We start from the raw sequence: 25,446 nt of genomic DNA, 5'->3' as shown, positions 1-25,446 counted from the left end.
ACGCGGGGATTTGTACGGTTCCGGTGCTGGAGGTCAGGGGTGTTCCAGCAGGTGGACAACGTTCCCGTCGACCAGCACCGCGGCGCGATAGTCCGCGCCCGCCGCCGTCAGGTCGCTCAGCGCCGCGTCGACCAGCGCGACGCGCAGGCGGCCGTGGAGCTGCGTGACGCCGGCGATATTGGCCGGCCCGCCCAGCGCCGCGACGATCGCGGCGGGCAGTTCGACTCCGGTTGCGCTGGCGGCGGCCGTCGCGGCCACAGCCGTCGCGTCGTTACCAGCCACCGCGCGCATCTCCATCGCCACGGCATCGGCGATCGGGCCGAGTACGACCTGCACCGCCTTGGCCGAGGGTTTCAGCACGCCACGCGCGCCGAGCGCGGCCAGCGCGGGCTCGTCGATTTTCGACTGATCCGCCACGATCAGGCGCAGTCGCGTGGTACAGGCATCGACCGACTGGAGGTTCGCCGCGCCGCCCAGCGCCGCGACGAACGCTTCGCCGCGCGGCAGTTTGGCTCCGCCCGCCGCCGGTTGCGCTGCTGCGGGTTCGACTTCGCGGCCCGGCGTCTTGAGGTCGAGCTTGCGGATCACGAAGCGGAACAGCGAGTAATAGATCAGGGCATAGACCGCACCGACCGGCAGCAGCAGCAGCGGATTGGTCGCCTTGCCGTAGTTCAGCACATAGTCGAACAGACCGGCCGAGAAGCCGAAGCCGAGATGCACGTCGAGCGCCTGCATCAGCGCCATCGAAATGCCGGTCAGCACCGCATGGATCGCGTAGAGCACGGGCGCGAGGAACATGAAGCTGAACTCGATCGGCTCGGTCACGCCGGTCAGGAAGCTGGTCAGCGCAAGGCTGAACAACAGACCGCCCACGGCCTTGCGCCGGTCGCTGCGCGCCTCATGGTACATGGCGAGGCACGCGGCGGGCAGGCCGAACATCATGACGGGGAAGAAGCCCGACATGAACGCGCCCGCGCTCGGGTCGCCCGCGAAGAAGCGGCGCAGATCGCCCGTCGTGCCTTCGAAATCGCCGACCACGAACCATGCGACATTGTTGATGATGTGATGCAGGCCCGTGACCAGCAGCAGCCGGTTCAGCACGCCGAACGCGAACAGCCCGATCCCGCCGGCATCGACGATCGCACGGCTCGCGCCGTCGACGCCCGCGTTGATATATTCGAAACTGAAGCCGAGCACGGCTGCGATGGCGAGGCCGGTGACGCCCGCCGCGATCGGCACGAAGCGGCGTCCGCTGAAGAAAGCGAGATATTCGGGAAACGCGACGGTCGCGAAGCGATTGTAGAACTTCCCGCCGATCAGGCCGGACAGGATGCCGATCGGCACTTCCAGCTTGGCGACCGCCGCCTGCTTGTACGCATTGGACGCCATCGCGACGGCATCGCCGGTGACGTTCTTGAGAGCATCGGGCGGCACATCGATAAAGATGCGCATGCCCTGCCCGATGACGAGGAAGCAGACCACGCCGGCCAGCGCTGCCGCGCCATTGCCGTCGCGGGCGAAGCCCGTCGCGACGCCTACCGCGAACAACAGGCCGAGATGCGCGAAGATCGCATCGCCCGCCGCGCTGACGAATGCGATGTCGAGCAGATCGGGCTGGCCCAGCCGCAGCAGCAGCGCCGCCACCGGCAGCACCGCGATCGGCAGCATGAGGGCGCGGCCCAGCGGCTGCAGCGCTTCGATGGCATTGCGCATCAGGCGATCTCCCCCATGAACGCGCGGACGAGCGCGCGGATTTCCGATGCCGATCCCAGATTGAGGGCTTCACCGGCGAGCGCGCGGCACCGCGCGATGTCGAGCCGGCGGACCAGCGCCTTGGCTTCGGGAACATAGGCGGGTGTCGTCGAAAGCTCGGTCGCGCCCAGGCCGATCAGCAGCGGGATACCGAGCGGATCGGACGCGAGGCCGCCGCACACGCCCACCGTCTTGCCGTGGCGCGCGCCGCCGTCGCAGCTATGCCCGATCAGGCGCAGCACCGCCGGATGCAGCGCGTCGATGCCCGATGCGATCGCCGAATTCTCGCGGTCCATCGCCAGCGTATATTGGGTCAGGTCGTTGGTGCCGATCGACAGGAAATCGGCTTCGGCGGCGATCAGGTCCGCGGTCGCGGCCGCTGCCGGGGTCTCGATCATCACGCCGACCTGCGTCGATGCGCCGCCCGCGCGGGCGACGGCGGCGCGGACCGCGCGCAGCTCGTCGAGGCTGGCGATCATCGGCGCCATGATCCGGCACTGACCGGCGGGCTGCACGCCCAGGATCGCGCGGATCTGCGTATCGAGCAATGCCGGATTGGCCAGCGTCGCCCGGATGCCGCGCACGCCGAGCATCGGGTTCTTCTCCGGCGCGATCGGCAGCCACGGCGCGGGTTTGTCGCCGCCAATGTCGAGCAGGCGAACGATGACCGGGCGCTCGTCCATCGCTTCGGCGATTGCCTGATAGCTTGCGCGCTGCTCGTCTTCGCCGGGCGCGGTGGCGCGATCCATGAACAGGAATTCGGTGCGCAACAGGCCCGATCCCTCGGCCCCGCGCGATACGGCGAGCGTGGCGTCGTCGACCGATCCGAGATTGGCGAACAATTCGATGCGGGTGCCGTCGGCGGTGCGGCATGGCTCCTGCGCGGCGGCGAGAGCGGCTGCCTTGCGCGACTGAAGCTGCGCCAGCCGGTCGTAATGGCTGGTCAGCGTATCGGCGGACGGATCGAGGTGCAGCAGCCCGGCATCGGCGTCGAGCACCAGCGTCTCGCCCTGGGCGACCGCAGTCAGCGGCATGCCGGTGGCGACCAGCATCGGCAGCCCCATCGACGCGACGAGGATCGCGACATGCGAGGTCGCGCCGCCCCGGACCAGCGCGACGCCCGCAATCGCGCCGGGCTCGAGTCCGATCAGTTGCGAGGGCAGCAGTTCGTCGGCGAGCAGGATCGATCCGGGCGCGAAGCCCTGTCCCGCCAGATCGCGCCCGGCCAGCGCGAGCAGCACTTGCCGCTGGAGATCCTCGAGATCGTCGGCGCGCTCGGCGAAGCGGGCATTGCCCGATCCGCGCAGCGTCGCGGTCTGCTCGGCGATCGCTTCGCTCCACGCAAAGCCCGCGGTGTGGCCGATGCCGATATAGTGCAGCGCGGTGACGATCAGGCTTTCGTCGGCGAGGAAGGCGAGGTGTGCTTCGAGGATTTGCCGCTGGACCACGCTCCCCCGCGCCGCCGCTGCTTCGATATGTGCGCGCACGCTCTCTATCGCCGCTTCGAACGCGCGGCGCTCGGCGGCGGGATCGGTGGCGTGGCGGGTGATTTCGGGCAGGTCGGACTTGAGCCACGCCGCCGGCCCGATCGCGAGTCCGGGCGCCGCCGCAACACCCGCCAGCGCGCCGGGAGGCGCTTCGGCGAGCGGACGCTCGACTGCCGGGGCCGGAGCCGGGGCAAGCGTGGTGCTGGTCTCGCCCATGCCGCTGGCGATCAGGTCGCCGACGGCCTGCACCGCCGCGCGGGCGTCGGTACCCCGGGCTTCGATGACAACCTCGTCGCCCTGTTTCAGGGCGAGGCCCATCAGCGCGACCGCGCTGCGGACGTTTGCGCGCCGTTCGCCGTGGACGATCTCGACTTCGGCTTCGAACCCCCGCGCGCATTCGCCGATGCGCGCCGCCGGGCGGGCATGGATGCCGTGCACCAGCGGAACGGCGATCGTGCGGCGATGCGCTTCGCCATCGCCCGCCGCCCAGTCGCGCGCTTCGGCGGCGATCGGCGCGAGCGTCATCAGCGCTTCGCCCACGCCGACCATCTTGCCGGTGGTGCGCCGCTCGATGCGGAATGCGTCGGAATTGATGACGACCACCGGGGTGATCAGGCTGGTCGCGGCTTGACCGACTACATCGATGTCGAACTCGATCAGCGGATCGCCGCGCGACACGCTCGCACCGTCGCCAGCCAGCGCACGGAATCCCTTGCCGCCCAATGCAACGGTTTCGAGGCCGGTATGGACGAGAATCTCCGCGCCCGCTTCGTTGCGGATCGTCACCGCATGGCCAGCGGCGTGCAGCGCGACGATCACCCCGTCGCAGGGCGCATGGATCGTCGATCCCGTCGGATGGATCGCCACGCCGTCGCCCATCATCCGATCCGCGAAGACGGGATCGGGAACCTCCTCGAGCGGCGCCGCCCAGCCCTTTACCGGAGCGGTGATGATCAGATCGGCCACGCCGCTTCCCCCAAATATTGCCGTCTATGCGTTCGCCGCGGCTATTCCCTTGACCGTCCCGGCCTGATGTTCGCCCCCGATCCACGTGCCGCGCGGCCGCAGATCGCGGTCAAGCACCACCCAGTCGGCGCGTTTGCCCTTGCCCAGCGTGCCGTGCGTCGCCGAAAGGCCGAGGAACGCCGCCGGCGCTTCGCTCGACATCCGCACGACATCGGCCGGCGCCAGTCCGGTGATCTCCACGGTGTTGCGGAACGCCGTCGCCATGTCGAGATCGGATCCTGCCAGCGTGCCGTCCTCATAGGTGCACACGCCGTGATGCACTTCGATCCGCTTGCCCTGCAGCACGAAGCTGGACGCATCGGTGCCGACGCTCGGCATCGCATCGGTCACCAGCATAATCCGGTCCGGACCCTTGGCGGCGATGGCGATGCGCACCGTTGCGGGATGGAGATGCGCATTGTCGACGATCAGCCCGGCCCAGCATCCTGGCGCATCGAGCGCGGCGCCCGCGGCGCCCGGCGCGCGATGCGTCAGTGGCGACATCGCGTTGAAAAGGTGCGTGAAGCCGGTCAGCCCCGCATCGATCGCCGCATTGACTTCGTCATAGGTCGCGTTGGTGTGCCCCGCGCACACGATCACGCCGTGCGACACGAGCGCGCGGATATGGGCGAGGCCGACGCGCTCGGGGGCGATCGTCAGCACCACGCGTCCGATGCGCGGGCGCGAAAGCAGCTCGATCAGCGCGGGGTCGAGCTGGCGGATGCGGTCCGCCTCATGGATGCCGCGCTTGGCCGGATTGATGAACGGTCCTTCGATGTGCACGCCGGCCACGCCCGGTACGCCAGCTTCGATCGCGGCATCGGTTGCGTCGAGCGCGGCTGCGATATGCTCGGGCGAATCGCTGATCAGCGTCGGCAGGAACGCGGTGGTGCCGAACCGGGCATGCGCCGCGCCGATCGCCGCGATTCCCTCGACGCTGATGTCGTCGTTGAACAGCACCCCGCCGCCGCCATTGACCTGTGTGTCGATGAAGCCCGGCACCAGCCAGCCGCCATCGAGGTCGATGTGTGGGCTGCCGGTGATTGCGGGATCGATCGCGGCGATCCGGCCATCGGCCACGTCGATCGTCGCCGCACCGAACACCGTCCGGCCGACCAATATCCCCCCATTGGCGACGCGCAGCTTCATGTGGTCCGGGTCACCTTGTTCAGGAAAGGCGGCCGGTCGGGATCGAAACCGCGGGCGCGCGAGAGTTTCTCGGCGAGCGCGTAGAAGCTCTGGATCATCAGGATCGGCTCGATCGCGGGATGATCGGCCAGCGCCGGCAGATTGCCCGCGCCCTTCGCATCGGCCAGCGACACCAGCGCGCCGCGCGATTCGAACAGGGTGGCGGTTTCGCGTACATCGTCGCCCGCCGCGTCGCTTCCCGCGAAGGCGATGACCGGGAAGCCGTCGCTCACGATCGCCATCGGACCATGCTTCACTTCGGCCGAGCTGAAACTCTCGGCATGGAGGCCGCAGGTTTCCTTCAGCTTGAGCGCCGCTTCCTGCGCCACGCCATAGCCATAACCCCGGCCGATCACGAACAGGTTGGTCGCGCCGGTCAGCGACGGCATCGCCGCCGACCAGTCGAGCGCGAAGGCCGTGGGCAGTTGCGCGGGCAGGCGGTCGATCGCCGCCGTCAGCGCATCGTCCTGTGTCCATGCCGCGACCAGCGAGACGAGGCCGGCCAGTGAGACGATATAGGATTTGGTCGCGGCGACCGAGAGTTCGGGACCGGCCTCGAGCGCCAGCACTTCATCGGCAATGCCGGCCAGCGGCGAGTCCGCGACATTGACCAGCGCGACGACGAAGGCGCCATGCGCCCGCTGCGCCTCGACGGCGGCGAGCAGATCCGGGCTGCGGCCCGATTGCGAGATGGCGATGCACAACCGGCTGGGCCGCGACTCCGCCGGCGCGCGCGGCGCGGGATAGACCGACGAGGTCGAAAGCGCCGCCGATGCGGTGGTGACGCCGGTCAGCGTCTCGATCAGATATTTGCCATAGGTCGCGGCATGATCGGAGGATCCGCGCGCGCAGGTCACGACCACTTCGGGCGGCTGGTCGCGCAGCCGCTCGCCGATCCGCGCCAGCCCTGTGCGGTTCGCCGCGAGGAACCGTGCAACCGCGGCGCCCGCTTCCGCGGCTTCCGCGCGCATCAGCGTCGTGCCCGGCACGCCGGCGTCCTCTGGTCGTGTTTCGATCTCGGCCATCACGTCCGCCGGAACTCCTTGAAACGGCGATCTTGTCCACCGCGATATTCCCCCAATGCTATATGGAGGCTGCCATCGGGAGACAATAGGTATTTTAAAGGTACTATTGGTATTGCTGGTTGGAGCTATCAATCCGCGAGCATGATGAAAGCGGGGCCGAGGTCGAATGTGTGCGCGGCGGCGCCCAGCGAAAGCGCGGCGTTGGCGGTGCCCGCCGGGTAATCCGCGTTGGCGATCCCGCGCACATGGACCAGCTTCCATTCGCCGCCGATCTCCACCTGTCCGCTGACGATCGCCGTATAGGGCGCGCTGTTCTGCTGGATGTTTGCCGCGAGCAGGCTCTTGCCGTCGGTGCCCCCCGAGACGAGTCGCGCCCAGAAGGCGAAGATCAGCTTGTCGCCCTTGCGGATCGGTTTGGTGATGGTGGTCGACGCGCCGATGTCCCAGATATTCGCCGGCCTGGCGGGGATGGTGACGCGCATCGCACCGCCGCCCTGCACGGCGGGGTCCTTGCGCGCCTTGTGCGTCTGGCCGGGGCCATAGACGCTCCAGTTGATCGAGGGCTCGTTGAGCATCTTGTCGCCGCCGCTTTGCGAGAGGGCGGGCGCGGCCGCGACGGGTGCGATGATCGCCGCGAAGGCGAGCAGGATATGCTTCATCTTCCTCTCCTCAAATCTTCACGATCCACCGCTTGCGGCGGAGATATTCGACGAAAGTCCAGAGCAGCCCGATATAGAGCAGCACCGGGACGAAGGACGCGAGGCCATCGCCGATCGAGCCGCGCAGCCACTCGAACGGCACAAGCATGATCTGCCATGTGGGCCAGCCTGCGGAGAGCTGGTGGGCGACATAGGCGGCGATCGCATTGATGCCGAACGCGCTGCCGAACAGCGTGAACGCTCGGGTCGCGGCGCCGGGTTCGCCCGGCCGGTCCAGCCATGCGTGAAGCCCCGCCAGCGCCAGCGTGGTGATGCCGCAGGTGACCAGCACGAAGCTGCTCGACCAGATGTCCTTGATCACCGGGAATATGAAGCCCCAGGCGATTCCCGCAGCCAGCATCGCCGCGCCCGCAAGCGCCAGGTTTCGCACCGAATTGGCCGGCCGCTTCAGCAGATATTCGCCGATCGCCACGCCGATCAGGCCATGTGCGATGGCGGTCAGCGTGCCCAAAATCCCCTCGGGATCATAGCCTTCGGGGCCCTTCACATAGAGATGCTCGCCCAGCAGCGCGCGGTCGAGCCATGCCACGAAATTATGCCCGCGCACCCAGATGTCGGTCGCAAGGCCGTCGGGCGCGGGCGCCAGCGACAGCGGCCAGTAAAGGATCAGGATCGCGGCGATGATTCCCAGCCGGATGCGCGGGCCAAAGGTGAGGAACAGCAAGGCGCAGGCGCCATAGGCCAGCCCGATTCGCTGGAGCACGCCGAACAGCCGCCAGTCGCCGCTGGTCATGTCGGCGAACCAGTAGATGTTGGAGAGCAGGAATCCGACAAGGAACAGGCGTGCGGTGCGTGTGGCGATCGGGCCGCCGTGCCCGCCTTCGCTAGCCTTGGCGAAGGCCAGCGGGATTGCGACGCCGACCATCATCAGGAAGCCGGGAAAGACCAGATCGGCGAGCATCAGCCCGTCCCAATGCGCATGGAGCAGCAGCGGATAGACTTCCGCCTGCGCGCCATATTTCATTCCGGCCATCGAGTTGACGAGGATCATCCCCACCACCGTCAGGCCGCGCAGCACGTCCAGCGATACCAGCCTTCCCCCTGAAGTTTCCGCCACGCCATGTACCTCCCGGCTTGTCCTCTTCGTTACGCGTATAACGCATTTCGTCTGGACTCTGTAACTAATTTGTAGTCTATTGGTATTGCACCAACGCCAGAATTGGTATTATCGACGCAGCAGGAACGGCTGTCGACACAGGGGGAATTGGGACATGAAACGCACCGGCCATACTCCATCCATCTTCGCGAAGAAGCTGCTGGCGACCGTGGGATTTGCCGCGCTTTGCGCCGGCGCCGCCGCTCCCGCCTGGGCGCAGGAAGCGCAGGAGCCCGAAGAAGACGCGATCATCGTCACGGGCCAGCGCGCGAATCTCGATTCGGCGCAGAACCGCAAGCGCAACGCCGATACGGTCGTCGATTCGATCAGCGCCGAGGATATCGGCTCTTTCCCCGACAAGTCGGTCGCCGAGGCGCTTCAGCGCGTCCCGGGCGTCACCGTGGTCCGCTTTGCCGGCACCGACGACACGTCCCACTTCTCGGCCGAACCTTCGGGCGTCATCGTTCGCGGCCTTCCGCAGGTCCGTTCGGAATTCAACGGCCGCGACACCTTCTCGGCCAACAGCTCGCGCGGCCTGAGCTGGCAGGACATCTCGCCCGAACTGCTGTCGGGCGTCGACACCTACAAGAACCAGACTGCCGACATGATCGAGGGCGGCATCGCCGGCACGGTCAATCTGCGCACGCGTCTGCCGTTCGATTCGGCAAAGGACGTTATCTCGATCGGCGTCATGGGCAACTATGGCGACATCGCGAAGGAAACGACTCCCGAAGTCTCGGGCGTGATCACCAAGCGCTGGTCGACCGGCGCGGGCGAATTCGGCGTGATGATCAACGGCGCCTACAGCCAGGTGAAGACCGGCAGCCAGGGCGTCCAGCTCGATCGCTATGCGATCTTCGCCGCCGGCACCTACGGGCCCACCAAGTCCTACATGCCCAGCGGCGTGTGGATGCGCGACAACATCTATGACCGCAAGCGCATCGGCGTCGCGGGTGCGCTGCAGTGGCGCTCGAACGACGGCTCGATGGAAGCCTCGCTGCAATATACGCGCTCGCAGTACGACAATAGCTGGCGCGAACGTTCGATCTATTCGTCGGGCGCAGGCAGCCTCGAGATCTACGGCCGCCCGACTGACACCGTGTTCACCGACCCGAGCCTTGTTCAGCCCGGCTTCGGCAAGCCTGCCTTCACGTTCGACGGCGACGGAAACTTCACGTCCGGCTGGTGGTCGGCGATGCGTCCCTATGTCGGCGATTTCCCCGGCGACGAAAATGGTCTGGGCCTCAACGCCGCGGGCCAGCCCTTCTATATCCGTTGCTATTCGTGGGAGGGCTGCGCCAACCAGCGCCGCGGCGCGCAGCTCGACACCGCGTCGAACGCGCTGCGCAACAAGCAGTACACCCAGGACTTCACGGCCAACTTCAAATGGTCGCCGACCGATCGCGTCCACCTGAATTTCGACGCGCAATATGTCGATTCCGCGGTGCATAACTACAACGCCTCGGCGACCGCGCGCAGCTATACGAACACCTTCCTCGACATGCGGGGCAAGTATCCGACGCTGACGTTCGAGCCCAATGCCGCCGACAATATCAACCTGTCGCCGGGCGGCCTCAGCAACGCCAACAACTATCATTATTACGCGATCACCGATCACACCGAGGACAGCGATGGCCACGAGCTGGCCCTGCGCGCGGACGTCGAATATGAATTCGATACGCCGTGGCTCAACTCGCTGAAGCTCGGCGCGCGTTATGCCGATCGCGACCAGACGGTGCGCTGGGGCGCGTATAACTGGGCGAACATCTCGAACACCTGGACCTACACCCAGGCACCCTATTTCAACATGGACAAGCCGATCTACGGCGCTGGTTCGAACGAGCAGTTCACCTTCGGGTCGGACTTCTTCGCCGGTAACCAGATGAACCACCGCACCTTCCCGTTCTTCAACATGGACATGCTGGAAAACCGGGATCAGCTGGCAAAGGCGCTCGGCCGTCCCAGCATCGGCGTGGGCGACTATTACGGCGTCTGCTCGAACGCGGGCTATCGCGCCGGCGAGACGGTGAAGGGCGAATTCGGTTGCTATCTGCCGAATGAAATCCTGCGCCTGAGCGAGATGACCACCGCGGGCTATGCGATGCTCAAGTTCGGCGGGCCCGATGCGCGGATCGGCCGGGTCGGGGTGTCCGGCAATATCGGCGGCCGTTTGATCTTCACGGTCAACGAGACCCAGGGCGCGCTGACCTATCCCACGGCCTTCACGCCGACGCAGCTGATCTGCAACTATAGCCCGGATCCTCGTGATCCTACGCCCCTGACGCCGTCGATGCCGCTTGTTCCCAGCGCGGGTTGCGTGACGACGGCTGCGGAGATCGCCTTCAACAACGGCAGTTACGTCCCGAACACTGCGCGTCAGGACCATGTCCACTTCCTGCCCAGCTTCAACGTGAAGTTCGACTGGACCGACAAGCTCGTGACGCGCGTCGCCTATTCGCGGGCGATTTCGCGGCCTGACGTGGGCCTGCTGCGCAACTACATGACGATCACGCGGCTCTCGCCCAGCCTGACCGACCCTTCGAACCCGGACAGCATCCGGAATTCGGCGGGTGCGATCGTGGGGTACAACTGGCGGTACCGCGCCCAGTCGGGCAATCCGAGCCTGAAGCCCATCGTGGCCGATCAGTTCGACGTGACGCTCGAATATTATTTCGGCCGCGCCAGCTCGTTCACTGCCACCGGCTTCTACAAGAAGTTCAACAACTACATCCAGGCCGGAACCTACAACACTACGCTGGTCAACAACGGCGTGACGCGGAACGTGCTGGTCACGGCGCCGCTGAACGGCGACGGCGCGTCGATCTATGGTGGCGAAGTCGCGTTCCAGACCTTCTTCGACTTCCTGCCCGGCTGGCTCAGCGGGTTCGGCGTCCAGGCCAACTATACCTACGTCAAGAACAACGGCATCGAGACGGTCAACCTGACCAACGAGACCGCAGGCGGCACGGCCGGCGGCGGCGTCAGCTACGATACCACCGCGGTGAAGGCCAATGCGCTCGAGGGCATATCGGAGCACAGCTTCAATCTGGTCGGCATGTACGAAAAGGGTCCGGTCTCGCTCCGCGTCGCCTATAACTGGCGCTCGGAATATCTCGTGACCGCGATCGATTGCTGCGTCGGTCTGCCGATCTGGCAGGAAGCGACGGGCTATCTCGATGCGTCGATCCGCCTGCGCTTCGCGCGCCGGTTCGAGCTGATCGTGCAGGGCAGCAACTTGCTCGGGACGGATACGGTGCTGCGCCAGCAGGTCGACAATACCGGCCTGACCAAGCCGAATGCCTGGTTCAAGAACGACCGGCGCATTCAGGCGGGTATCCGCTTCACCATGTAACTCCCCTCAGCCGGGGGCCCATTCGCACTGGCCCCCGGCGCTTCTTTTGTTAGGGTACTGCGATGACGGTGCCTTTCCGGATCGTAATTGTGGGCGGGGGCACCGCCGGCTGGATGTGCGCCGCGGCGTGCTCGGCCAAGCTCGATCTGTCGCGCTACGATGTCCGTTTGATCGAATCCGACGAAATCGGAACCGTCGGCGTGGGCGAAGCCACGCTGCCGCAGATGAAGGATTTCAACGACTATCTCGGCATCGACGAGCCTGAATTCATGGCCGCGACGCAAGCCAGCTTCAAGCTGGGGATCGAGTTCGTCGACTGGGGCAGCATCGGCAGCCGCTATATCCATCCCTTCGGCGCGTTCGGACGGCCGATCGGGGAAGCCGAATTCTTCCATTACTGGCTCCGCGCCCGCGAAACCGCCGGCCCGCTGTCCGGCTATTGCCTGCCAATCGTTGCCGCGCAGCAGAACCGGTTCGATTTTCCGGCAAAGGATGCCGCCGATCCCAAATCGGCTTTCTCCTACGCCTATCATTTCGATGCCTTCCTCTATGCCCGCTATCTGCGCGGCTGGTCCGAAGCGCGCGGAATCAAGCGAGTCGAGGGGCGCATCGTCGATGTCGCGCAGCATCCCGAACGCGGCGATATCGCCAGCGTCACGCTGGCCTCGGGCGAGGCGATCGCGGCGGATTTGTTCATCGATTGCTCGGGCTTTCGCGGCCTGCTGATCGAGCAGACGCTGGAGACCGGGATCGAGGACTGGTCGCACTGGCTGCCCTGCGATCGGGCGATGGCGGTGCCGTGCGATTCCGCGGGGGAACTGACGCCCTATACTCGCTCGACCGCGCGCGAGGCGGGCTGGCAATGGCGCATCCCGCTCCAGCATCGCACCGGCAACGGCTATGTCTATGCCAGCCATTTCCTGTCGGACGACGAAGCCGCTTCGCTGCTGCTCTCGCGGCTTGACGGTGCGGCCCAGGCCGAACCGCGCGGGCTTCGCTTCAAGGCGTGCAAGCGGCGCAAGGCGTGGAACCGCAACGTCATCGCGATGGGTCTGGCGGGCGGTTTCCTCGAGCCGCTGGAATCGACCAGCATCTATCTGGTGCAGATGGCCGTCGCGTTCCTGCTCACGCTGATGCCTGGCGATCCGGAAATCGATCCCGCGCTGGCCCGCGAATATAATCGCGTGATGGATGTGGAGTATGACCGCATCCGCGATTTCCTGATCCTTCATTATCGCGCCACCGAGCGCGACGATGCCGAAATCTGGCGCTACGTCCGCGCGATGGCGATTCCGGACAGCCTGACGGACAAGATCGAGCGCTTTCGCCATCGCGGCCATATCCGCGAATATCGCGACGGGCTGTTCGGGCCCGCGAGCTGGCAGGCGGTATTCATCGGTCAGGGCATCGAGCCGGTCGCGCAGGATGCAATGGCCGATCTGATGCCCGAAGCGGCGCTTTCGGAACGGCTGGCGAAGCTGCGTTCGCTGATCGCCGAGACTGCGGTGGGCATGCCCAAACATGCTGACACGATCGCCCGTTTCTGTCCGGCCGGAGGAAGCGCATGACGCTGCGTCGCGTCGTCGTGATCGGGCATGGCGAAGCGCCTGCGATGGCCGCGATTGCGCTGCGCCGGGCATTCGGACGCGCGGACCTCGACGTCGAATGGATCGAGACGCCAGGCGCGATATCGCCGCACCACGTGCTGGCGGGCCTTCCCAATCTCCAGTCGTTCCACCGGCTGCTCGGCGTGGATCCCGGCGCGCTGCTGCGCTCGACGCGCGGCGTCTTCTCGCTCGGCCGGCAATATGTCGGCTTCGCGGACGGCGAGGGCGAGTTCCTCCACAGCTTCGGCCCGACGGGGCGCCCGATCGCCGGGCTGCCCTTCATGCAATTCTGGCTCAAGGCGCGCGCCGCCGGACTGCCGGCCGGTTTCTCCGATTTCGCGCGCGAAGCGGTCGCGGCGCGCAACGGTCGCCTGCGCATCGCCGATGCGAACGGGCTGGCGGCGACCGCGCAAGGCTATCATTTCGACGCGCGCAGCTATGCCGCGGCGATGCGCAAGCTCGCGCCGATCCACGGCGTGACGGTGACTGCCGACGCCGCACCGGTCGCGATCGCCGAGGCAGGGCGCGTCACCGTGCTGCGCCTGTCGGACGGCCGCGAGATCAGGGCGGACCTGTTTGTGGACGCGACGCCGGGGGCGACGATCCGCTCGGCGCTGGGCGACGGTGCGCCCGAGGATGCCGCCGTCTCGAGTTGCAACCGCCTGCTACTGGGATCGGCGCGACCGCTGCGTCCGCTGCCGCTCTACAGCCGCGTCGCCGCACACCGCGCAGGCTGGTCGGCGCTTTATCCGCTGCAGGATCGCACGGGAATCGCGATCGCCTATGACGATGCGGTAATCGGCGATGCCGAAGCCGCGTCGCTTGCGCCGGTGCCGCTGGAAGAGGCACCGGAGATCGTGCGGCTCGCTCCGTTCCAGCACGCGCGCCCCTGGATCGGCAATGTCGTCGCGATCGGCGAAGCGGCGGGGCAAGCCGAGCCGCTTTCCGCAAGCTGGCTCCACCGCATTCAGATCGCGGTCACCCATCTCGTTTCGCTGTTCCCAGTCCGGGCCGATGCGATGCCCGAGGCGGGGATCTACAATGAGGAACTGGCCGAATGGCATGCGCGGCTGCGCGATTTCGACTCGGCCTTTTACAGGCTCAACCGCCGCACAGGCGAAACCTTCTGGGATGCGGCGCGGGTTCGGCCGGTTTCGGATGCGCTCGATGCGCGGATCAGCCTGTTCGGCGCGCGCGGCATGGTCGCACAATATAATCAGGACAGTTTCGCCGAAGAGGAATGGCAGGCCTGCTTCCTCGGCCTCGGTCTCGTCCCCCGTGCATGGGATCCGCAGGTCGATCGGGTCGACGATCAACTGGTGATGGCCGATTTCCGCGAACAGCTCGCCGGAATCCGCGGCGACGTGACTGCGATGGAAACGCATGAGGCGGCGCTTGCCCGGGCGACTGCGCGATGAGCGGCAAGCCGATCCACAATATCGTGATCGTCGGCGGCGGCACCGCCGGCTGGATGTGCGCAGCGGCGCTCAGCAAGGTGCTCGGGTCCGCCGGGCATCGCATCACGCTGATCGAATCCGATGCGATCGGCATCGTCGGCGTGGGCGAAGCGACGGTGCCGTCGATCCGCGAGTTCAACCGTCTGCTCCAGATCGACGAGGATGCCTTCCTCCGTGCCACGAAGGGCACGATCAAGCTGGGCATCGAGTTTGCCGACTGGGGCGGCGCCGGACAGCGTTACTTCCACCCGTTCGGCTATTTCGGCATCGATATGAGCGGAGTGAGCTTTCACCACTATTGGCTCCGCAATCTGGCCGCTGGGGGTGATGCCGATCCTTGGCACTACAATCTCGAAGCACAGGCTGCGGCGACCGGGCGTTTCGCGCGCGACATGCGGCATGGTCCGGTCAACCATGCCTTCCACTTCGACGCCGGCCTGTATGCCCGTTTCCTGCGCGGCGAAGCCGAGGGACGCGGTGTCGTCCGCGTCGAAGGCGAGATCGTCGATGTCGCGCAGCATGGCGAGACCGGCCATGTCACCGGCGTCACGCTGCGATCCGGCGAGCAGGTCGAAGGCGATTTCTTCGTCGATTGCTCGGGCTTTCGCGGGCTGCTGATCGAGCAGACGCTGAAGACCGGTTATGTCGACTGGTCGCACTGGCTTCCTTGCGATCGCGCGGTCGCGATGCCCTGCGCGCGGGTCGATGGCCCGGTCATGCCTTACACCCGGTCCACCGCGCGCGAGGCCGGATGGCAATGGCGCATCCCGCTCCAGCACCGCACGGGCAACGGCTATGTCTATTGCAGCCGCCATCTCGACGATGACCGCGCGGTCGAACTGCTCGCCTCGCGGCTCGATGGCGCGCAGCTTGCCGACGCCAATCGCCTGCGCTTCACCGCCGGGCATCGTCGCAAATGCTGGAACGGCAACGTCGTCGCGCTGGGGCTGGCGAGCGGTTTCCTCGAGCCGCTCGAATCGACGTCGATCCATCTGATCCAGACTGGCATCATCCGCTTGCTCGGCCTGTTGCCCCGCAACGGGATCGATCCTGCCGTGGTCGACCGGTTCAACGCCGATACGGTCCATGAATATGCGCTGCTGCGCGATTTCGTGCTGGCGCATTATGCCGTGTCCTCCGGCGTCGATACGCCCTTCTGGCGCGAAGTGCGGGAAGCGCCGCTGCCGGACAGTCTCGCCGCGCGGATCGAGGCGTTCCGCACCAGCGGCAACATCCTCAACGAGCCGACCGAGCTGTTCGGCCCGACCAACTGGTTCGCGATCCTGTGGGGGCAGGGGGTGCGCCCGGGCGACTATCACCCGATCGCCGATGCGCTTCCGCGTGCGGAGCTCGACCGCCGGCTCGCCTTGCTGTGCCAGCGCAATGCCGAGGGCCTGTCCGATCTGCCGCCGCACGAAGCCTTTCTCGCGCGGCATGGGGCGTGACGATCAGCGGCTGTTGAGTTCCGCCACCAGATCGTACGCGTCGCCGCGATAGTAGCTCTGGGTGAATTCGGCGGTGCGGCCGTCCACCAGAAAGCCGCGGCGCTCTATAAACAATCCGGCGTCGCCCGCGGCCACGCCCAGCGGCTCTGCCTGCTCGGCGGTGAAGTTCACCGCGCGCAGCCGCTGCAAGGCACGCACCGGCAGATGGCCCGCCTGATCCAGCGCCTCGTACAACGACGCGCCGACCGCATCGACCGAGGCGAGGCAATATCCCGGCACGGTCGAGAATTCGAGCGCCATCGGCAGATCGTCGGCAAAGCGGATGCGGTGGAACCGATAGACCGACGTGCCCGGCGACACGCCGAGCGACATTGCTTCCTCCGGCGTGACCGCGCCTTCGGTCTTGCTGACCCATGCGCTGTGCGGACGCCTTCCGCGCGATACCATGTCTTCTGAGAAGGAGGTCAGCCGCGAGAAATTCTTCTCGACGCGCGGCGCCGTCACGAAGGTTCCCGCACCCCGCCGGCGCGACAGCAAGCCTTCGCTGACCAGCCCGTCGACGGCCTTGCGGACGGTGATGCGCGAGATATCGAATTCTTCTGAGAGTTCGCGCTCCGTGGGGATGGCGGCGTCGGCCTGGACCACGCGATTTTCGATCGCGTTTCGCAGGCCTTTCTGCAGCTGGAGGTAGAGCGGTGTGGGATCGTCCTTCTGCAGACGCCCGACGCTCTCGATCAATGACACAGTCGCTTGTTCCCCGTTTGCGTCCGATGGTGTTCTACCCGCCGGAGCTAGTCAATTCGATGACGCGTACAAGACCCCGGATATCACGCTGCCCAGCTGCTGGTCATCGGTATCCTGCGTCATTTCCCATACCATTACACCGCCTGCACGTGCCTTGGCCAATGCGGACTTGCGGCGCAGCGTTTCGGGCGCGTTGAAGGTGACGTAATCGCACCCCGCACAGGCGTTTCCGATCAGATCCGCGTTCAGCACCGCCTTGCCGAAGGTGGCGAGCAAGGTGCGGAAATCATAGCCCGGCGCATATTTGCCGAAGCCGTAGCCGTAAAAGGGCACGCCGAGCACCAGCCGCTCGCGCGGCACGCCCCGGTCGAGCCACAGGGCGATGTCTCGCGCCGCCTGCGCCTCGGTCGAATGTTCGCTGCCCGCCTGACCCCAGCTCGGCCCGATCGCGTCGTACGACATCGGCATGACCAGATCGAAATAGCGGACCGAGGATCGGGGGATCATCCCGCCCTCGTAGGAAGCGGTGGCGACCGTCAGCAGCTTGCCCTTCGCCTTCAGATCGGCCGAGAGCATCGCGATGAAGGGGGTGTAGTTGCCCTCGCGGTCGATCGCGGTCAGCAATGCGCCTTCGATATCGATATCGATCCCTTCGAGTCCTGCTGCATCGACGATTGCCAGCAATTCGCGCTTCACCGTCTCGCGCTTGTCCGGGCGGAGCAAGGCTGACCAGTCGCCCGAGCAGCCCGGGATGACGCCGCCCGCGACCGAAAGCAGCACCTTCGCACCCTTGCGGCGCAGCTTCGCCACCGCGTCGCGCAGTTCGGTAAGGCTGACGTTGCCCGCCGCGCCGCCGGACATGCAGGTCATCGCGCCATCGCGGGCCAGCAGGCCGTTAGCGTCGGGATTGGCGAAGGCGAGGTTGATATGGGTGTAGTGATCGATCGGCGTGGTCGCGATCCGCGCCAGCCCCTTGAACGCGGGGAAATAGCCGACCATCACCGGCTTGCTCGTCGCATGGGCCGGAAGCGAAGTGCCGAGAGATAGGACCAAAAAGATACCAATCCGGAGCGCGATCTGACGTATCATGCAGGTTCTGCCTCTCTCATTGGCGGATGTGGCGGCATCGGAGCACCGCTTGACCCGTCCGATTTGTCATGACAACAATAGTATCAACTAAAGTCCAAATCGCGCAAGGGAGACGTGAACCATGCCTCTGACCCGGAGCCGGCGCCTCGCGCTGCTGTTCGCCGCCGCCCTGCTGCCCGCCGCACTCCCGGCGATGACCAGCGATCCGGCCGCGACGGTGTCCGCGCAGGCTGACTACGATGCGCTCGCCCGCGAGATGGGCGTGCGGTACGAGGTGGTCGACAATCATCCCGAGAAATGCCCGACCGGCGCCGATGGCTGTTTCCTCAGCACGATCAGCTTCACCATGCCCGCGCGGCTGCCCGCGAACCTCAATGCCAGCGATTTCGCGATCTACTTCAGCTTCGTGAACCGCCTGCCGGTGGTCGAAAGCGACGTGTTCCAGAACAATCTGGTCAATGGCGACCTCAACCGGCTGACGCTCAAGCCCGGGGCGGCGATCGAGGCCGGCAAGACCTATGTCGTGAAGCTGTGGGGGCAGGGCGCGCACCATTCCGCTGCCTTCGCCATGCCCAACATCTATCTGGTGGCGAAAGGCGTCACCGCGCGCGTGATCGAAGCGACCCGGCCGGGACATGATCGCGAGACCGGGTTCGAGACGCTGCCGTTCGTCACGCCGCTGACCGATGAAGCGAAGCTCGCTTCGCGCGGCGGCGAGGACAAGACGGTGTGGCAGACGCCCGAGCGGGCCTATGCCGCGTTCGCCGAGCGCGGCGCTGCGGTCTCGCCCGATATCGCGATCCTGCCGACACCGCTCGACGCGAAGCTGCTGCCGGGCAAGCCGCTCGATCTTCGCAAGGGCGTGGCGGTGATGCTGGAAGGCGTCACGCGCGACCGGATCGACATGTCGTTGAACGGCCTCGGCGTGCCGCTGAACGGGGGCATTCCGCTCGAGATCAGCATCGACGCCGATGCCGGTATCGCGGCCGAAGGCTATCGCATCAATTCGGGCGCCGGGGGCATCGTGATCGTCGCGGCCGATGCGGCGGGCGCGAACCATGGCCTGCGCTCGCTCGCCCAGCAGATCGCATTCGACAAGGGCCTGTTGCGTCCGCTGTCGGTGAGCGACGCGCCGCGCTACCCGTTCCGCGGGCTGCACATCGATCTGGCGCGCAACTTCCACAGCAAGGAGGAAGTGCTCAAGCTGATCGAAGCGATGGCGGCGTACAAGTTCAACAAGCTGCACCTCCACCTCGCCGACGACGAAGGCTGGCGGCTGGAAATCAAGGCGCTGCCCGAACTGACCGAAGTGGGATCGAAGCGCTGCCACGATCCGTCGGAGCAGGTCTGCCTGTTGCCCCAGCTCGGCGCCGGGCCGGAAGGCACCGGCGGGGTCAACGGCTATCTGACCCAGGCCGATTATATCGAGATCCTCAAGGCGGCCACCGCGCGCGGGATCGAAGTGATCCCCTCGCTCGACATGCCGGGCCATTCGCGCGCGGCGATCAAGTCGATGGAAGTGCGCTACAACCGGCTGAAGGCAGCGGGCAATCTGGCCGGGGCCGAGGAATATCGCCTCGTCGAACCGGCGGACACGACCAAATATCGCAGCATCCAGAATTACGACGACAACACGCTGAACGTCTGTATCGACCAGACCTATCGCTTCCTCGACACGTCGGTCGGCGAGATCGCTGCCCTCCACAAGGCAGCCGGCGCGCCACTCCAGACCTTCCATATCGGCGCGGACGAGACCGCCGGCGCATGGGGCGAAAGCCCGGCGTGCAAGGGGCTGATGGCCAAGACCGGCCGCGATGCGAAGGGGCTGGGCGCCTATTTCATCGAGCGCGTTTCGAAGGATCTGGAAGCCAAGGGGCTGAAAGTCGCCGGCTGGAGCGACGGCATGGGTCATACCGATCCGAAAAACATGCCCCAGTCGGTTCAGACCAATATCTGGGCGACGCTCTTCACCGGCGGCATCACTGAAGCGCATGTCCAGGCCAATCATGGCTGGGACGTGGTGCTTTCGGTCCCCGATATCGGCTATCTCGACATGCCCTATGTGCCTCACGGCCAGGAAGGCGGTTACGACTGGGCGTCGCGCAGCGTCGATACGTTGCAGGTCTTCGGCTTCATGACCGACAATCTGCCCGCCAACGGCGCGCTGATCCGCGACACCTATTCGCGGCCGCAGACGATCGAAGACAAGACGCCGCGCCAGCAGGGCCTGGGGATCAAGGGGCTGCAGGCGCAGCTGTGGAGCGAGACGACGCGCACCGATGCGGGCGTGGACTATCAATTCTTCCCGCGCCTGATCGCCTTTGCCGAGCGTGCGTGGCGCCGCCCGGCATGGGAGCCGGCCTATGTGCCCGGCGCCAGTTATGCCTATGGCGATGCGCGGGTCGATCGCGCCGCGATCCTCGCCGACTGGCGCGGTTTCGCCGGGCGGATGCCGAATCAGTTCGCGCTGCTCGACCGGATCGGCGTCGCCTATCGCATCACCCCTCCGGGTGCGCGGATCGTCGGCGGCAAGCTCGAAGCCAACAGCGAATATCCGGGGATGCGGATCGAATATCGCACCGGCAAGGGCGCGTGGAAGCCCTATGCGAAGCCGGTCGCAGTCAAGGGTCCGGTGGACCTGCGGACCCGCTCGGCCGACGGCAAGCGCGCCAGCCGCATCGTGACGGTTCGCTGATGCGGGGATTCGTTGCCGCCGCGCTGACCCTGGTCCTCGCCACCCCGGCGGTGGCGCAGGACAAGCCAGGCTATGAACTCGTCTGGGCCGATGAGTTCGACAAGGATGGCGCACCCGATCCGGCGCACTGGGTGTTCGATACCCATGCCAACAAGACCGGCTGGTACAATAAAGAGCTGCAATATTACTCGGCAGACCGTGCTGAGAATGCGCGGATCGAAGGCGGGCGGCTGATCATCGAAGCGCGCAAGGAAATGCTTTCCGACCGCGCCGATCATGGCGGGCAGCGCTACAGCTCGGCGCGGCTGATCTCGAAGGGCAAGGCCGAATGGACCTATGGCCTGTTCGAAGTCCGCGCCAGGCTGCCCTGCGGCAAGGGGTCGTGGCCCGCGATCTGGATGCTCGGCGCGACGGCGGGCTGGCCCGATGGCGGCGAGATCGACATCATGGAGCATGTGGGCAAGACGCCGGGCGACGTGTTCGGCACGATCCACAACCGGTCGACTGCCGGCACCTTCGGCAAGGGCGGGCAGATCAGGGTGCCCGACGCGTGCGAGGCGTTCCACGATTACCAGATGCTGTGGACGCCCGACGCGATCAGCTTCGCGGTCGATGGCAAGCCGTATCACCGCTACGTCAACGAGAAGAGCGGCGCCGCGCAATGGCCGTTCGACAAGCCGCAATATCTGCTGCTGAACCTCGCGATCGGCGGCGCGATGGGCGGCGATGTCGACGATGCGATCTTCCCGATCCGCTTCGAGATCGAGCATGTCCGGGTCTATCAGCTGAAGCGCTGATCAGCCGCGCACATCCTCCGCGGCGAGTTCTCCCATCCGCGCCAGCCAGCGCTGGCGATGCTCGGGCTCGCCCTCGACATTGCCGACGATCGAATGCGTCACCGGCTTGATCCCCACGAATTTGAGGATGTTGCGCTCGAAGCTCTTGAGGCTGTGGGCGCGGTAGAAGAAGCGGTAGAACAAAGCCGGCATCCCCATCGTCACGACGATGCGCGCCGATTTTCCCTTGAGCAATGCCGCCGGCATCGCCCCGGTGCCGAGCGCGAAGCCCGGCCGGGCGACTTGTTCGAGGAACCCCTTGAGCAGGGCGGGCATGTCGCCGAGCCAGAGCGGGTAGAGGAAGACGATATGGCCGGCCCACAATATGTCCTGCTGGGCAGCGGCGATCTCGGGCGAAGGCGTTTCCTCCTCCCACTGGCTGCGGCTGTCGAGCAGGTCGAATTTCAGCCCGGCCAGATCGATCCGCCGCACGTCGCCGCCCGCGTCGCGCACGCCCGCGGCATAGCTGTCCGCCAGTGCATGGACGAACCGCTCCGGACAGGGATCCGGATGCGCGTCGACGATCAGGACATTGCGGGCGGTCATGCGGATCAATGCACCAGGAACAGCGGGACGCCCGACCGTTCCAGCATGCTCCGCGTCACGCCGCCGAACAGCTCCTCGAGCAGGCGGCCGCGCCCGAACCCGCCCATCACCATATAGCTCGCGCCGAGGAAGCGCGTCTCGGCCAGCAGCACGTCGGCGACCGGCGCGCCGCGCGAATCGACCGAACGGACGGTTGCATGGATGCCGTGGCGCGAGAGGTAGGTCGCCGCTTCGGTCGCCGAATCGCCCTCCGCGCGGTCGCGGACTTCGAGCAGGGTCACCCGGCTCGCGCCGTTCAGCAGCGGCACGGCGTTGCGCAGCGCGGCTTCGGCTTCGGGCGATCCGTCCCACGCGACGATCGCATGGCCCGGCAGGTCGACTCCCCGCCCATCCTGCGGCACGGCGAACACCGGCTTGCCGCTCTGGACGATGATGTCGCGGATCAGGTGGCGCATCCCCGGATCGAACACGTCGTCGAGGCTGCGATTGAGCACGACCAGATCGGCCATGAACGCCGCGTCGCGCAGCGCCGAATCGAGGCTGGTGGCGACATCGATCCAGTCGAACGGCACGTCCTCGCGCTCGACACGTTCCCGGACGCGCGCGCCATTCTCGCGCTCGTCGGCGCGCACTTCAGCGAGGATGGCGGCGGCGCCCATGAACATCATGTCGTCGGCCAGCGTCGTGATCGGGTTCACGTCGACGCAGCGCAGATGGCCGCCCAGCGCGCGAGTCAGGTCGAGCGCGGCCTGCAGCCGGGCTTCCTGACCGGCGTCGTCGTGGATCAGTACGAGGACATTCTTCATGGCAACCTCCATCGGGGCATTGGCCGGTGCGGATGACGGAAAATCTCCCCTCCCGGACGTGTGCGCCTTGATCGCCGTCAAACCGCCCCGGCTCAGGCGGCGAGGCGAGTCAGCTCGCCCGGCCGCTCGACGGTGAAGCTGCGCAGGCTCGGCAGGCCGATCACGCCGCTGCGCGCGAAGAGGTGCATCTTGCGGCTGACGGTCTCGATGGTCAGGCCCAGTACATCGGCCATCTGCTGGCGCGACAGGGGCAGCGGCACGCGTTCGCCCGGCCCCGCGCCATTGGCCTGCGCGGTTTCGAGCAGCAGGCTGGCGACGCGCTCGTCGGCGGACTTGCGGCCAAGCAGCAGCATCCAGCGCCGGGCACGGTCGAGATCCTTGAAGATACGGGTGAGCAGCGCCTGCTGGAGATTGGGCTGTTCGCTGGCCAGCGCTTCGAACCGGGCGCGGCTGAAGGTGCAGACGGTGCTGTCGGCGATCGCCGTGACGCTGTGCTCGACTTCGGATGCGAAGGGACGGCCGACGAAATCGCCGGGGAAAGCGAGGCCCAGCGTCTGCTCGCGACCATCCTCCAGCGAGGCGGTCAGCTTGAGCAGGCCGGTACGGACGATGCCGACCACATCGGCGGCTTCGCTTTCCCACAGCAGCGAGCTGCCGGCGCGCAGCCTTTCGGTGTGTGACATCGCGTTGAGCTTGCGCAGCACGTCGTTGTCGACCTGACCGCACAGCGCGACGCGGCGCACTTCGCAATCGGCGCAGCGTTCGGGCATCGCCTGCATGTCCACCGTTTCGCACGTCATTCCCGAAATCCTTCCGTCACGGCGCGCCCTTCGCGGCATCGCCACGCGGATCACTACGGAGGGGACGAAAATCGCGATTTGACCGCGATCAAAGAAACGCATTCCGCTCGCGTCCAATCCGCCCCCGTATTTCGACGAGGCGGAACATGGACGACATCGTAACAAGGGCGGTCCTGCTGGCGATCGTGGCGGCAGCGTGCTTCATGGGCGCGGCAGCGGGGGTGGACTGGGGCTTCAGCGTCCATCTGATGATCTTCGGCGCGGCGGCGACCATCGCCGCTTTCGTATCGATGAACCAGATCGGCAAGCCCGAGCCATCGAACGCATCGCTGGCGGGGCGCTATTATGACGAAGTGATCCGCTGGGGCGTGATCGCCACGGTCTTCTGGGCGATCATCGGGTTCCTGGTCGGGATCGTGATCGCGTCGCAGCTCGCCTTCCCGGCGCTGAACCTCAGTTCGGAATTCACCACCTTCGGGCGGCTGCGGCCGCTGCACACTTCGGCGGTGATCTTCGCGTTCGGCGGTAACGCACTGATCGCGACGAGCTTCTACGTGGTGCAGCGCACCTGCCGCGCCCGCCTGTTCGCACCCGGCCTCGCCCGCTTCGTCTTCTGGGGATACCAGCTCTTCATCGTGCTGGCCGCGACCGGCTATGTCATGGGCATCACTGAAGGCCGCGAATATGCCGAGCCCGAATGGTATGTCGACATCTGGCTGACCATCGTCTGGGTCGCCTATCTAGTCGTCTTCGGCGGCACGATCGTGAAGCGGTCCGAACCGCATATCTACGTCGCCAACTGGTTCTACCTCGGCTTCATCATCACCGTGGCGATGCTCCATCTGGTGAACAATCTGTCGCTGCCGGTGTCGCTGGTCGGGTCCAAATCCTATTCGGCCTTTGCCGGGGTGCAGGATGCGCTGACCCAGTGGTGGTACGGCCACAACGCAGTCGGCTTCTTCCTGACCGCGGGCTTTCTCGGCATGATGTACTATTTCGTGCCCAAGCAGGCCGAGCGGCCGATCTACAGCTATCGCTTGTCGATCATCCACTTCTGGTCGCTGATCTTCCTCTACATCTGGGCGGGTCCGCACCATCTTCACTACACCGCGCTGCCCGACTGGGCGCAGACGCTGGGCATGGTCTTCTCGATCATGCTGTGGATGCCGAGCTGGGGCGGGATGATCAACGGCCTGATGACCCTCAACGGGGCATGGGACAAGATCCGCACCGATCCGATCATCCGCATGATGGTCTTCGCGCTCGCCTTCTACGGCATGAGCACCTTCGAAGGCCCGATGATGTCGATCAAGAGCGTCAACTCGCTCAGCCATTACACCGACTGGACGATCGGCCACGTCCATAGTGGCGCGCTGGGCTGGAACGGGATGATCACCTTCGGCGCGATCTACTTCCTCGCGCCGCGCCTGTGGGGCCGCACCCGGCTCTATTCGCTGCGGATGGTCAACTGGCACTTCTGGTGCGCGACGCTGGGGATCGTCCTCTACGCCGCCGCCATGTGGGTCGCGGGCATCATGCAGGGCCTGATGTGGCGTGAGTACGGCGCCGATGGCTACCTGGTCTATGCCTTCAGCGAAGTCGTCGCGGCGATGCACCCCTATTACCTGATCCGCACCGCGGGGGGGCTGCTCTACTTCCTCGGCGCGATCTTCATGGCCTGGAACATCTGGATGACGATCCGCGGCAAGCTGCGGGACGAAGCGCCGATGAGCGCGCCCGTCTTCGACGCCGCGCGCGACCATCCGCTCGCCCCCGCCCTCGAAACCGCCAAGTAAG

General features: G+C 66.2%; 18 protein-coding genes. 7 read left to right on the top strand and 11 right to left on the bottom strand.

Annotation, left to right across the window (positions count from 1 at the left end):
- Positions 1-33: 33 nt before the first annotated feature.
- The 6 genes from nagE to HHL13_RS18855 form a co-directional block, all read right to left on the bottom strand.
- Positions 34-1,713, bottom strand: a complete 1,680-nt coding sequence (gene nagE, locus HHL13_RS18880; RefSeq protein WP_206377129.1) for an N-acetylglucosamine-specific PTS transporter subunit IIBC — start codon at positions 1,711-1,713, stop codon at positions 34-36.
- On the bottom strand, positions 1,713-4,205 hold the full coding sequence (ptsP, locus tag HHL13_RS18875; RefSeq protein WP_169557478.1) for a phosphoenolpyruvate--protein phosphotransferase: 2,493 nt from the start codon (positions 4,203-4,205) through the stop codon (positions 1,713-1,715). Before ptsP ends, nagE begins: the two co-directional genes overlap by 1 nt.
- 24 nt (positions 4,206-4,229) lie before the next feature.
- Positions 4,230-5,393 (bottom strand): N-acetylglucosamine-6-phosphate deacetylase, encoded by a 1,164-nt coding sequence (nagA, locus tag HHL13_RS18870; RefSeq protein ID WP_169557477.1) that lies wholly within the window; start codon positions 5,391-5,393, stop codon positions 4,230-4,232.
- Positions 5,390-6,457 carry an SIS domain-containing protein gene (locus tag HHL13_RS18865; protein WP_206377128.1) on the bottom strand — a complete coding sequence of 356 codons (1,068 nt, stop codon included), beginning with the start codon at positions 6,455-6,457 and terminating at the stop codon, positions 5,390-5,392. Before HHL13_RS18865 ends, nagA begins: the two co-directional genes overlap by 4 nt.
- 128 nt (positions 6,458-6,585) lie before the next feature.
- Entirely contained in the window at positions 6,586-7,116 is a 531-nt protein-coding gene (locus HHL13_RS18860; protein ID WP_169557475.1) for a carbohydrate binding domain-containing protein, read from the bottom strand.
- Positions 7,117-7,126: 10 nt separating this feature from the next.
- Positions 7,127-8,233 carry a heparan-alpha-glucosaminide N-acetyltransferase domain-containing protein gene (locus HHL13_RS18855; protein ID WP_206377127.1) on the bottom strand — a complete coding sequence of 369 codons (1,107 nt, stop codon included), beginning with the start codon at positions 8,231-8,233 and terminating at the stop codon, positions 7,127-7,129.
- A gap of 154 nt (positions 8,234-8,387) precedes the next feature.
- Between HHL13_RS18855 and HHL13_RS18850 the strand changes: the two genes are divergently transcribed.
- From HHL13_RS18850 to HHL13_RS18835, 4 genes are all read left to right on the top strand, one after another.
- Complete coding sequence (locus HHL13_RS18850; RefSeq protein WP_169557474.1) at positions 8,388-11,624, top strand: TonB-dependent receptor; 3,237 nt, start codon at positions 8,388-8,390, stop codon at positions 11,622-11,624.
- Positions 11,625-11,686: 62 nt separating this feature from the next.
- Entirely contained in the window at positions 11,687-13,192 is a 1,506-nt protein-coding gene (locus tag HHL13_RS18845; protein WP_169557473.1) for a tryptophan halogenase family protein, read from the top strand.
- The gene (locus HHL13_RS18840; RefSeq protein ID WP_169557472.1) at positions 13,189-14,649 is read left to right on the top strand and encodes a tryptophan 7-halogenase; all 1,461 of its coding nucleotides are present in this window, start codon (positions 13,189-13,191) and stop codon (positions 14,647-14,649) included. The genes HHL13_RS18845 and HHL13_RS18840 overlap by 4 nt, the downstream gene beginning before the upstream one ends.
- A complete protein-coding gene (locus HHL13_RS18835; RefSeq protein ID WP_169557471.1) occupies positions 14,646-16,133 on the top strand; it encodes a tryptophan halogenase family protein in 1,488 nt (495 codons plus the stop codon). The genes HHL13_RS18840 and HHL13_RS18835 overlap by 4 nt, the downstream gene beginning before the upstream one ends.
- A gap of 3 nt (positions 16,134-16,136) precedes the next feature.
- Here the strand turns inward: HHL13_RS18835 and HHL13_RS18830 are convergent, their stop codons facing one another.
- A complete protein-coding gene (locus HHL13_RS18830) occupies positions 16,137-16,877 on the bottom strand; it encodes a GntR family transcriptional regulator (RefSeq protein ID WP_169557470.1) in 741 nt (246 codons plus the stop codon).
- A gap of 51 nt (positions 16,878-16,928) precedes the next feature.
- A complete protein-coding gene (locus tag HHL13_RS18825; protein ID WP_169557469.1) occupies positions 16,929-17,930 on the bottom strand; it encodes a glycosyl hydrolase family 18 protein in 1,002 nt (333 codons plus the stop codon).
- Positions 17,931-18,087: 157 nt separating this feature from the next.
- Between HHL13_RS18825 and HHL13_RS18820 the strand changes: the two genes are divergently transcribed.
- Together HHL13_RS18820 and HHL13_RS18815 are read left to right on the top strand one after the other, a co-directional pair.
- Entirely contained in the window at positions 18,088-20,661 is a 2,574-nt protein-coding gene (locus tag HHL13_RS18820) for a family 20 glycosylhydrolase (RefSeq protein WP_240953898.1), read from the top strand.
- Positions 20,661-21,458, top strand: coding sequence for a glycoside hydrolase family 16 protein (locus tag HHL13_RS18815; protein ID WP_169557468.1), 798 nt, complete (start codon positions 20,661-20,663; stop codon positions 21,456-21,458). The genes HHL13_RS18820 and HHL13_RS18815 overlap by 1 nt, the downstream gene beginning before the upstream one ends.
- Here HHL13_RS18815 and HHL13_RS18810 read toward each other — a convergent pair whose 3' ends face one another.
- The 3 genes from HHL13_RS18810 to HHL13_RS18800 all read right to left on the bottom strand — a co-directional run bounded on the left by HHL13_RS18810 (position 21,459) and on the right by HHL13_RS18800 (position 23,649).
- Entirely contained in the window at positions 21,459-22,043 is a 585-nt protein-coding gene (locus tag HHL13_RS18810) for an NAD(P)H-dependent oxidoreductase (protein WP_169557467.1), read from the bottom strand.
- A gap of 5 nt (positions 22,044-22,048) precedes the next feature.
- Positions 22,049-22,849: a universal stress protein gene (locus tag HHL13_RS18805; RefSeq protein ID WP_169557466.1), complete on the bottom strand. Its 801-nt coding sequence runs from the start codon at positions 22,847-22,849 to the stop codon at positions 22,049-22,051.
- 92 nt (positions 22,850-22,941) lie between these two features.
- Complete coding sequence (locus HHL13_RS18800; protein WP_169557465.1) at positions 22,942-23,649, bottom strand: Crp/Fnr family transcriptional regulator; 708 nt, start codon at positions 23,647-23,649, stop codon at positions 22,942-22,944.
- Positions 23,650-23,795: 146 nt separating this feature from the next.
- Between HHL13_RS18800 and ccoN the strand changes: the two genes are divergently transcribed.
- Positions 23,796-25,445, top strand: a complete 1,650-nt coding sequence (gene ccoN / locus HHL13_RS18795) for a cytochrome-c oxidase, cbb3-type subunit I (protein WP_169557464.1) — start codon at positions 23,796-23,798, stop codon at positions 25,443-25,445.
- The last annotated feature ends 1 nt before the right edge of the window (position 25,446 follow it).

This window comes from Sphingomonas sp. G-3-2-10 (genome assembly GCF_012927115.1).
Classification (GTDB): domain Bacteria; phylum Pseudomonadota; class Alphaproteobacteria; order Sphingomonadales; family Sphingomonadaceae; genus Sphingomonas.
The sequence above is the reverse complement of the archived record's forward strand: the minus strand, read 5'-3'. Positions and strand labels throughout refer to the sequence as shown.

What these genes read in the sequence shown, in the direction of transcription:
- nagE (WP_206377129.1), bottom strand. Translation starts at nt 1,713, where the DNA reads ATGCGCAATGCCATCGAAGCGCTGCAGCCGCTGGGCCGCGCCCTCATG.
- nagA (WP_169557477.1), bottom strand. Translation starts at nt 5,393, where the DNA reads ATGAAGCTGCGCGTCGCCAATGGGGGGATATTGGTCGGCCGGACGGTG.
- HHL13_RS18865 (WP_206377128.1), bottom strand. Translation starts at nt 6,457, where the DNA reads ATGGCCGAGATCGAAACACGACCAGAGGACGCCGGCGTGCCGGGCACG.
- HHL13_RS18860 (WP_169557475.1), bottom strand. Translation starts at nt 7,116, where the DNA reads ATGAAGCATATCCTGCTCGCCTTCGCGGCGATCATCGCACCCGTCGCG.
- HHL13_RS18850 (WP_169557474.1), top strand. Translation starts at nt 8,388, where the DNA reads ATGAAACGCACCGGCCATACTCCATCCATCTTCGCGAAGAAGCTGCTG.
- HHL13_RS18845 (WP_169557473.1), top strand. Translation starts at nt 11,687, where the DNA reads ATGACGGTGCCTTTCCGGATCGTAATTGTGGGCGGGGGCACCGCCGGC.
- HHL13_RS18840 (WP_169557472.1), top strand. Translation starts at nt 13,189, where the DNA reads ATGACGCTGCGTCGCGTCGTCGTGATCGGGCATGGCGAAGCGCCTGCG.
- HHL13_RS18835 (WP_169557471.1), top strand. Translation starts at nt 14,646, where the DNA reads ATGAGCGGCAAGCCGATCCACAATATCGTGATCGTCGGCGGCGGCACC.
- HHL13_RS18820 (WP_240953898.1), top strand. Translation starts at nt 18,088, where the DNA reads ATGCCTCTGACCCGGAGCCGGCGCCTCGCGCTGCTGTTCGCCGCCGCC.
- HHL13_RS18815 (WP_169557468.1), top strand. Translation starts at nt 20,661, where the DNA reads ATGCGGGGATTCGTTGCCGCCGCGCTGACCCTGGTCCTCGCCACCCCG.
- HHL13_RS18810 (WP_169557467.1), bottom strand. Translation starts at nt 22,043, where the DNA reads ATGACCGCCCGCAATGTCCTGATCGTCGACGCGCATCCGGATCCCTGT.
- HHL13_RS18805 (WP_169557466.1), bottom strand. Translation starts at nt 22,849, where the DNA reads ATGAAGAATGTCCTCGTACTGATCCACGACGACGCCGGTCAGGAAGCC.
- HHL13_RS18800 (WP_169557465.1), bottom strand. Translation starts at nt 23,649, where the DNA reads ATGACGTGCGAAACGGTGGACATGCAGGCGATGCCCGAACGCTGCGCC.
- ccoN (WP_169557464.1), top strand. Translation starts at nt 23,796, where the DNA reads ATGGACGACATCGTAACAAGGGCGGTCCTGCTGGCGATCGTGGCGGCA.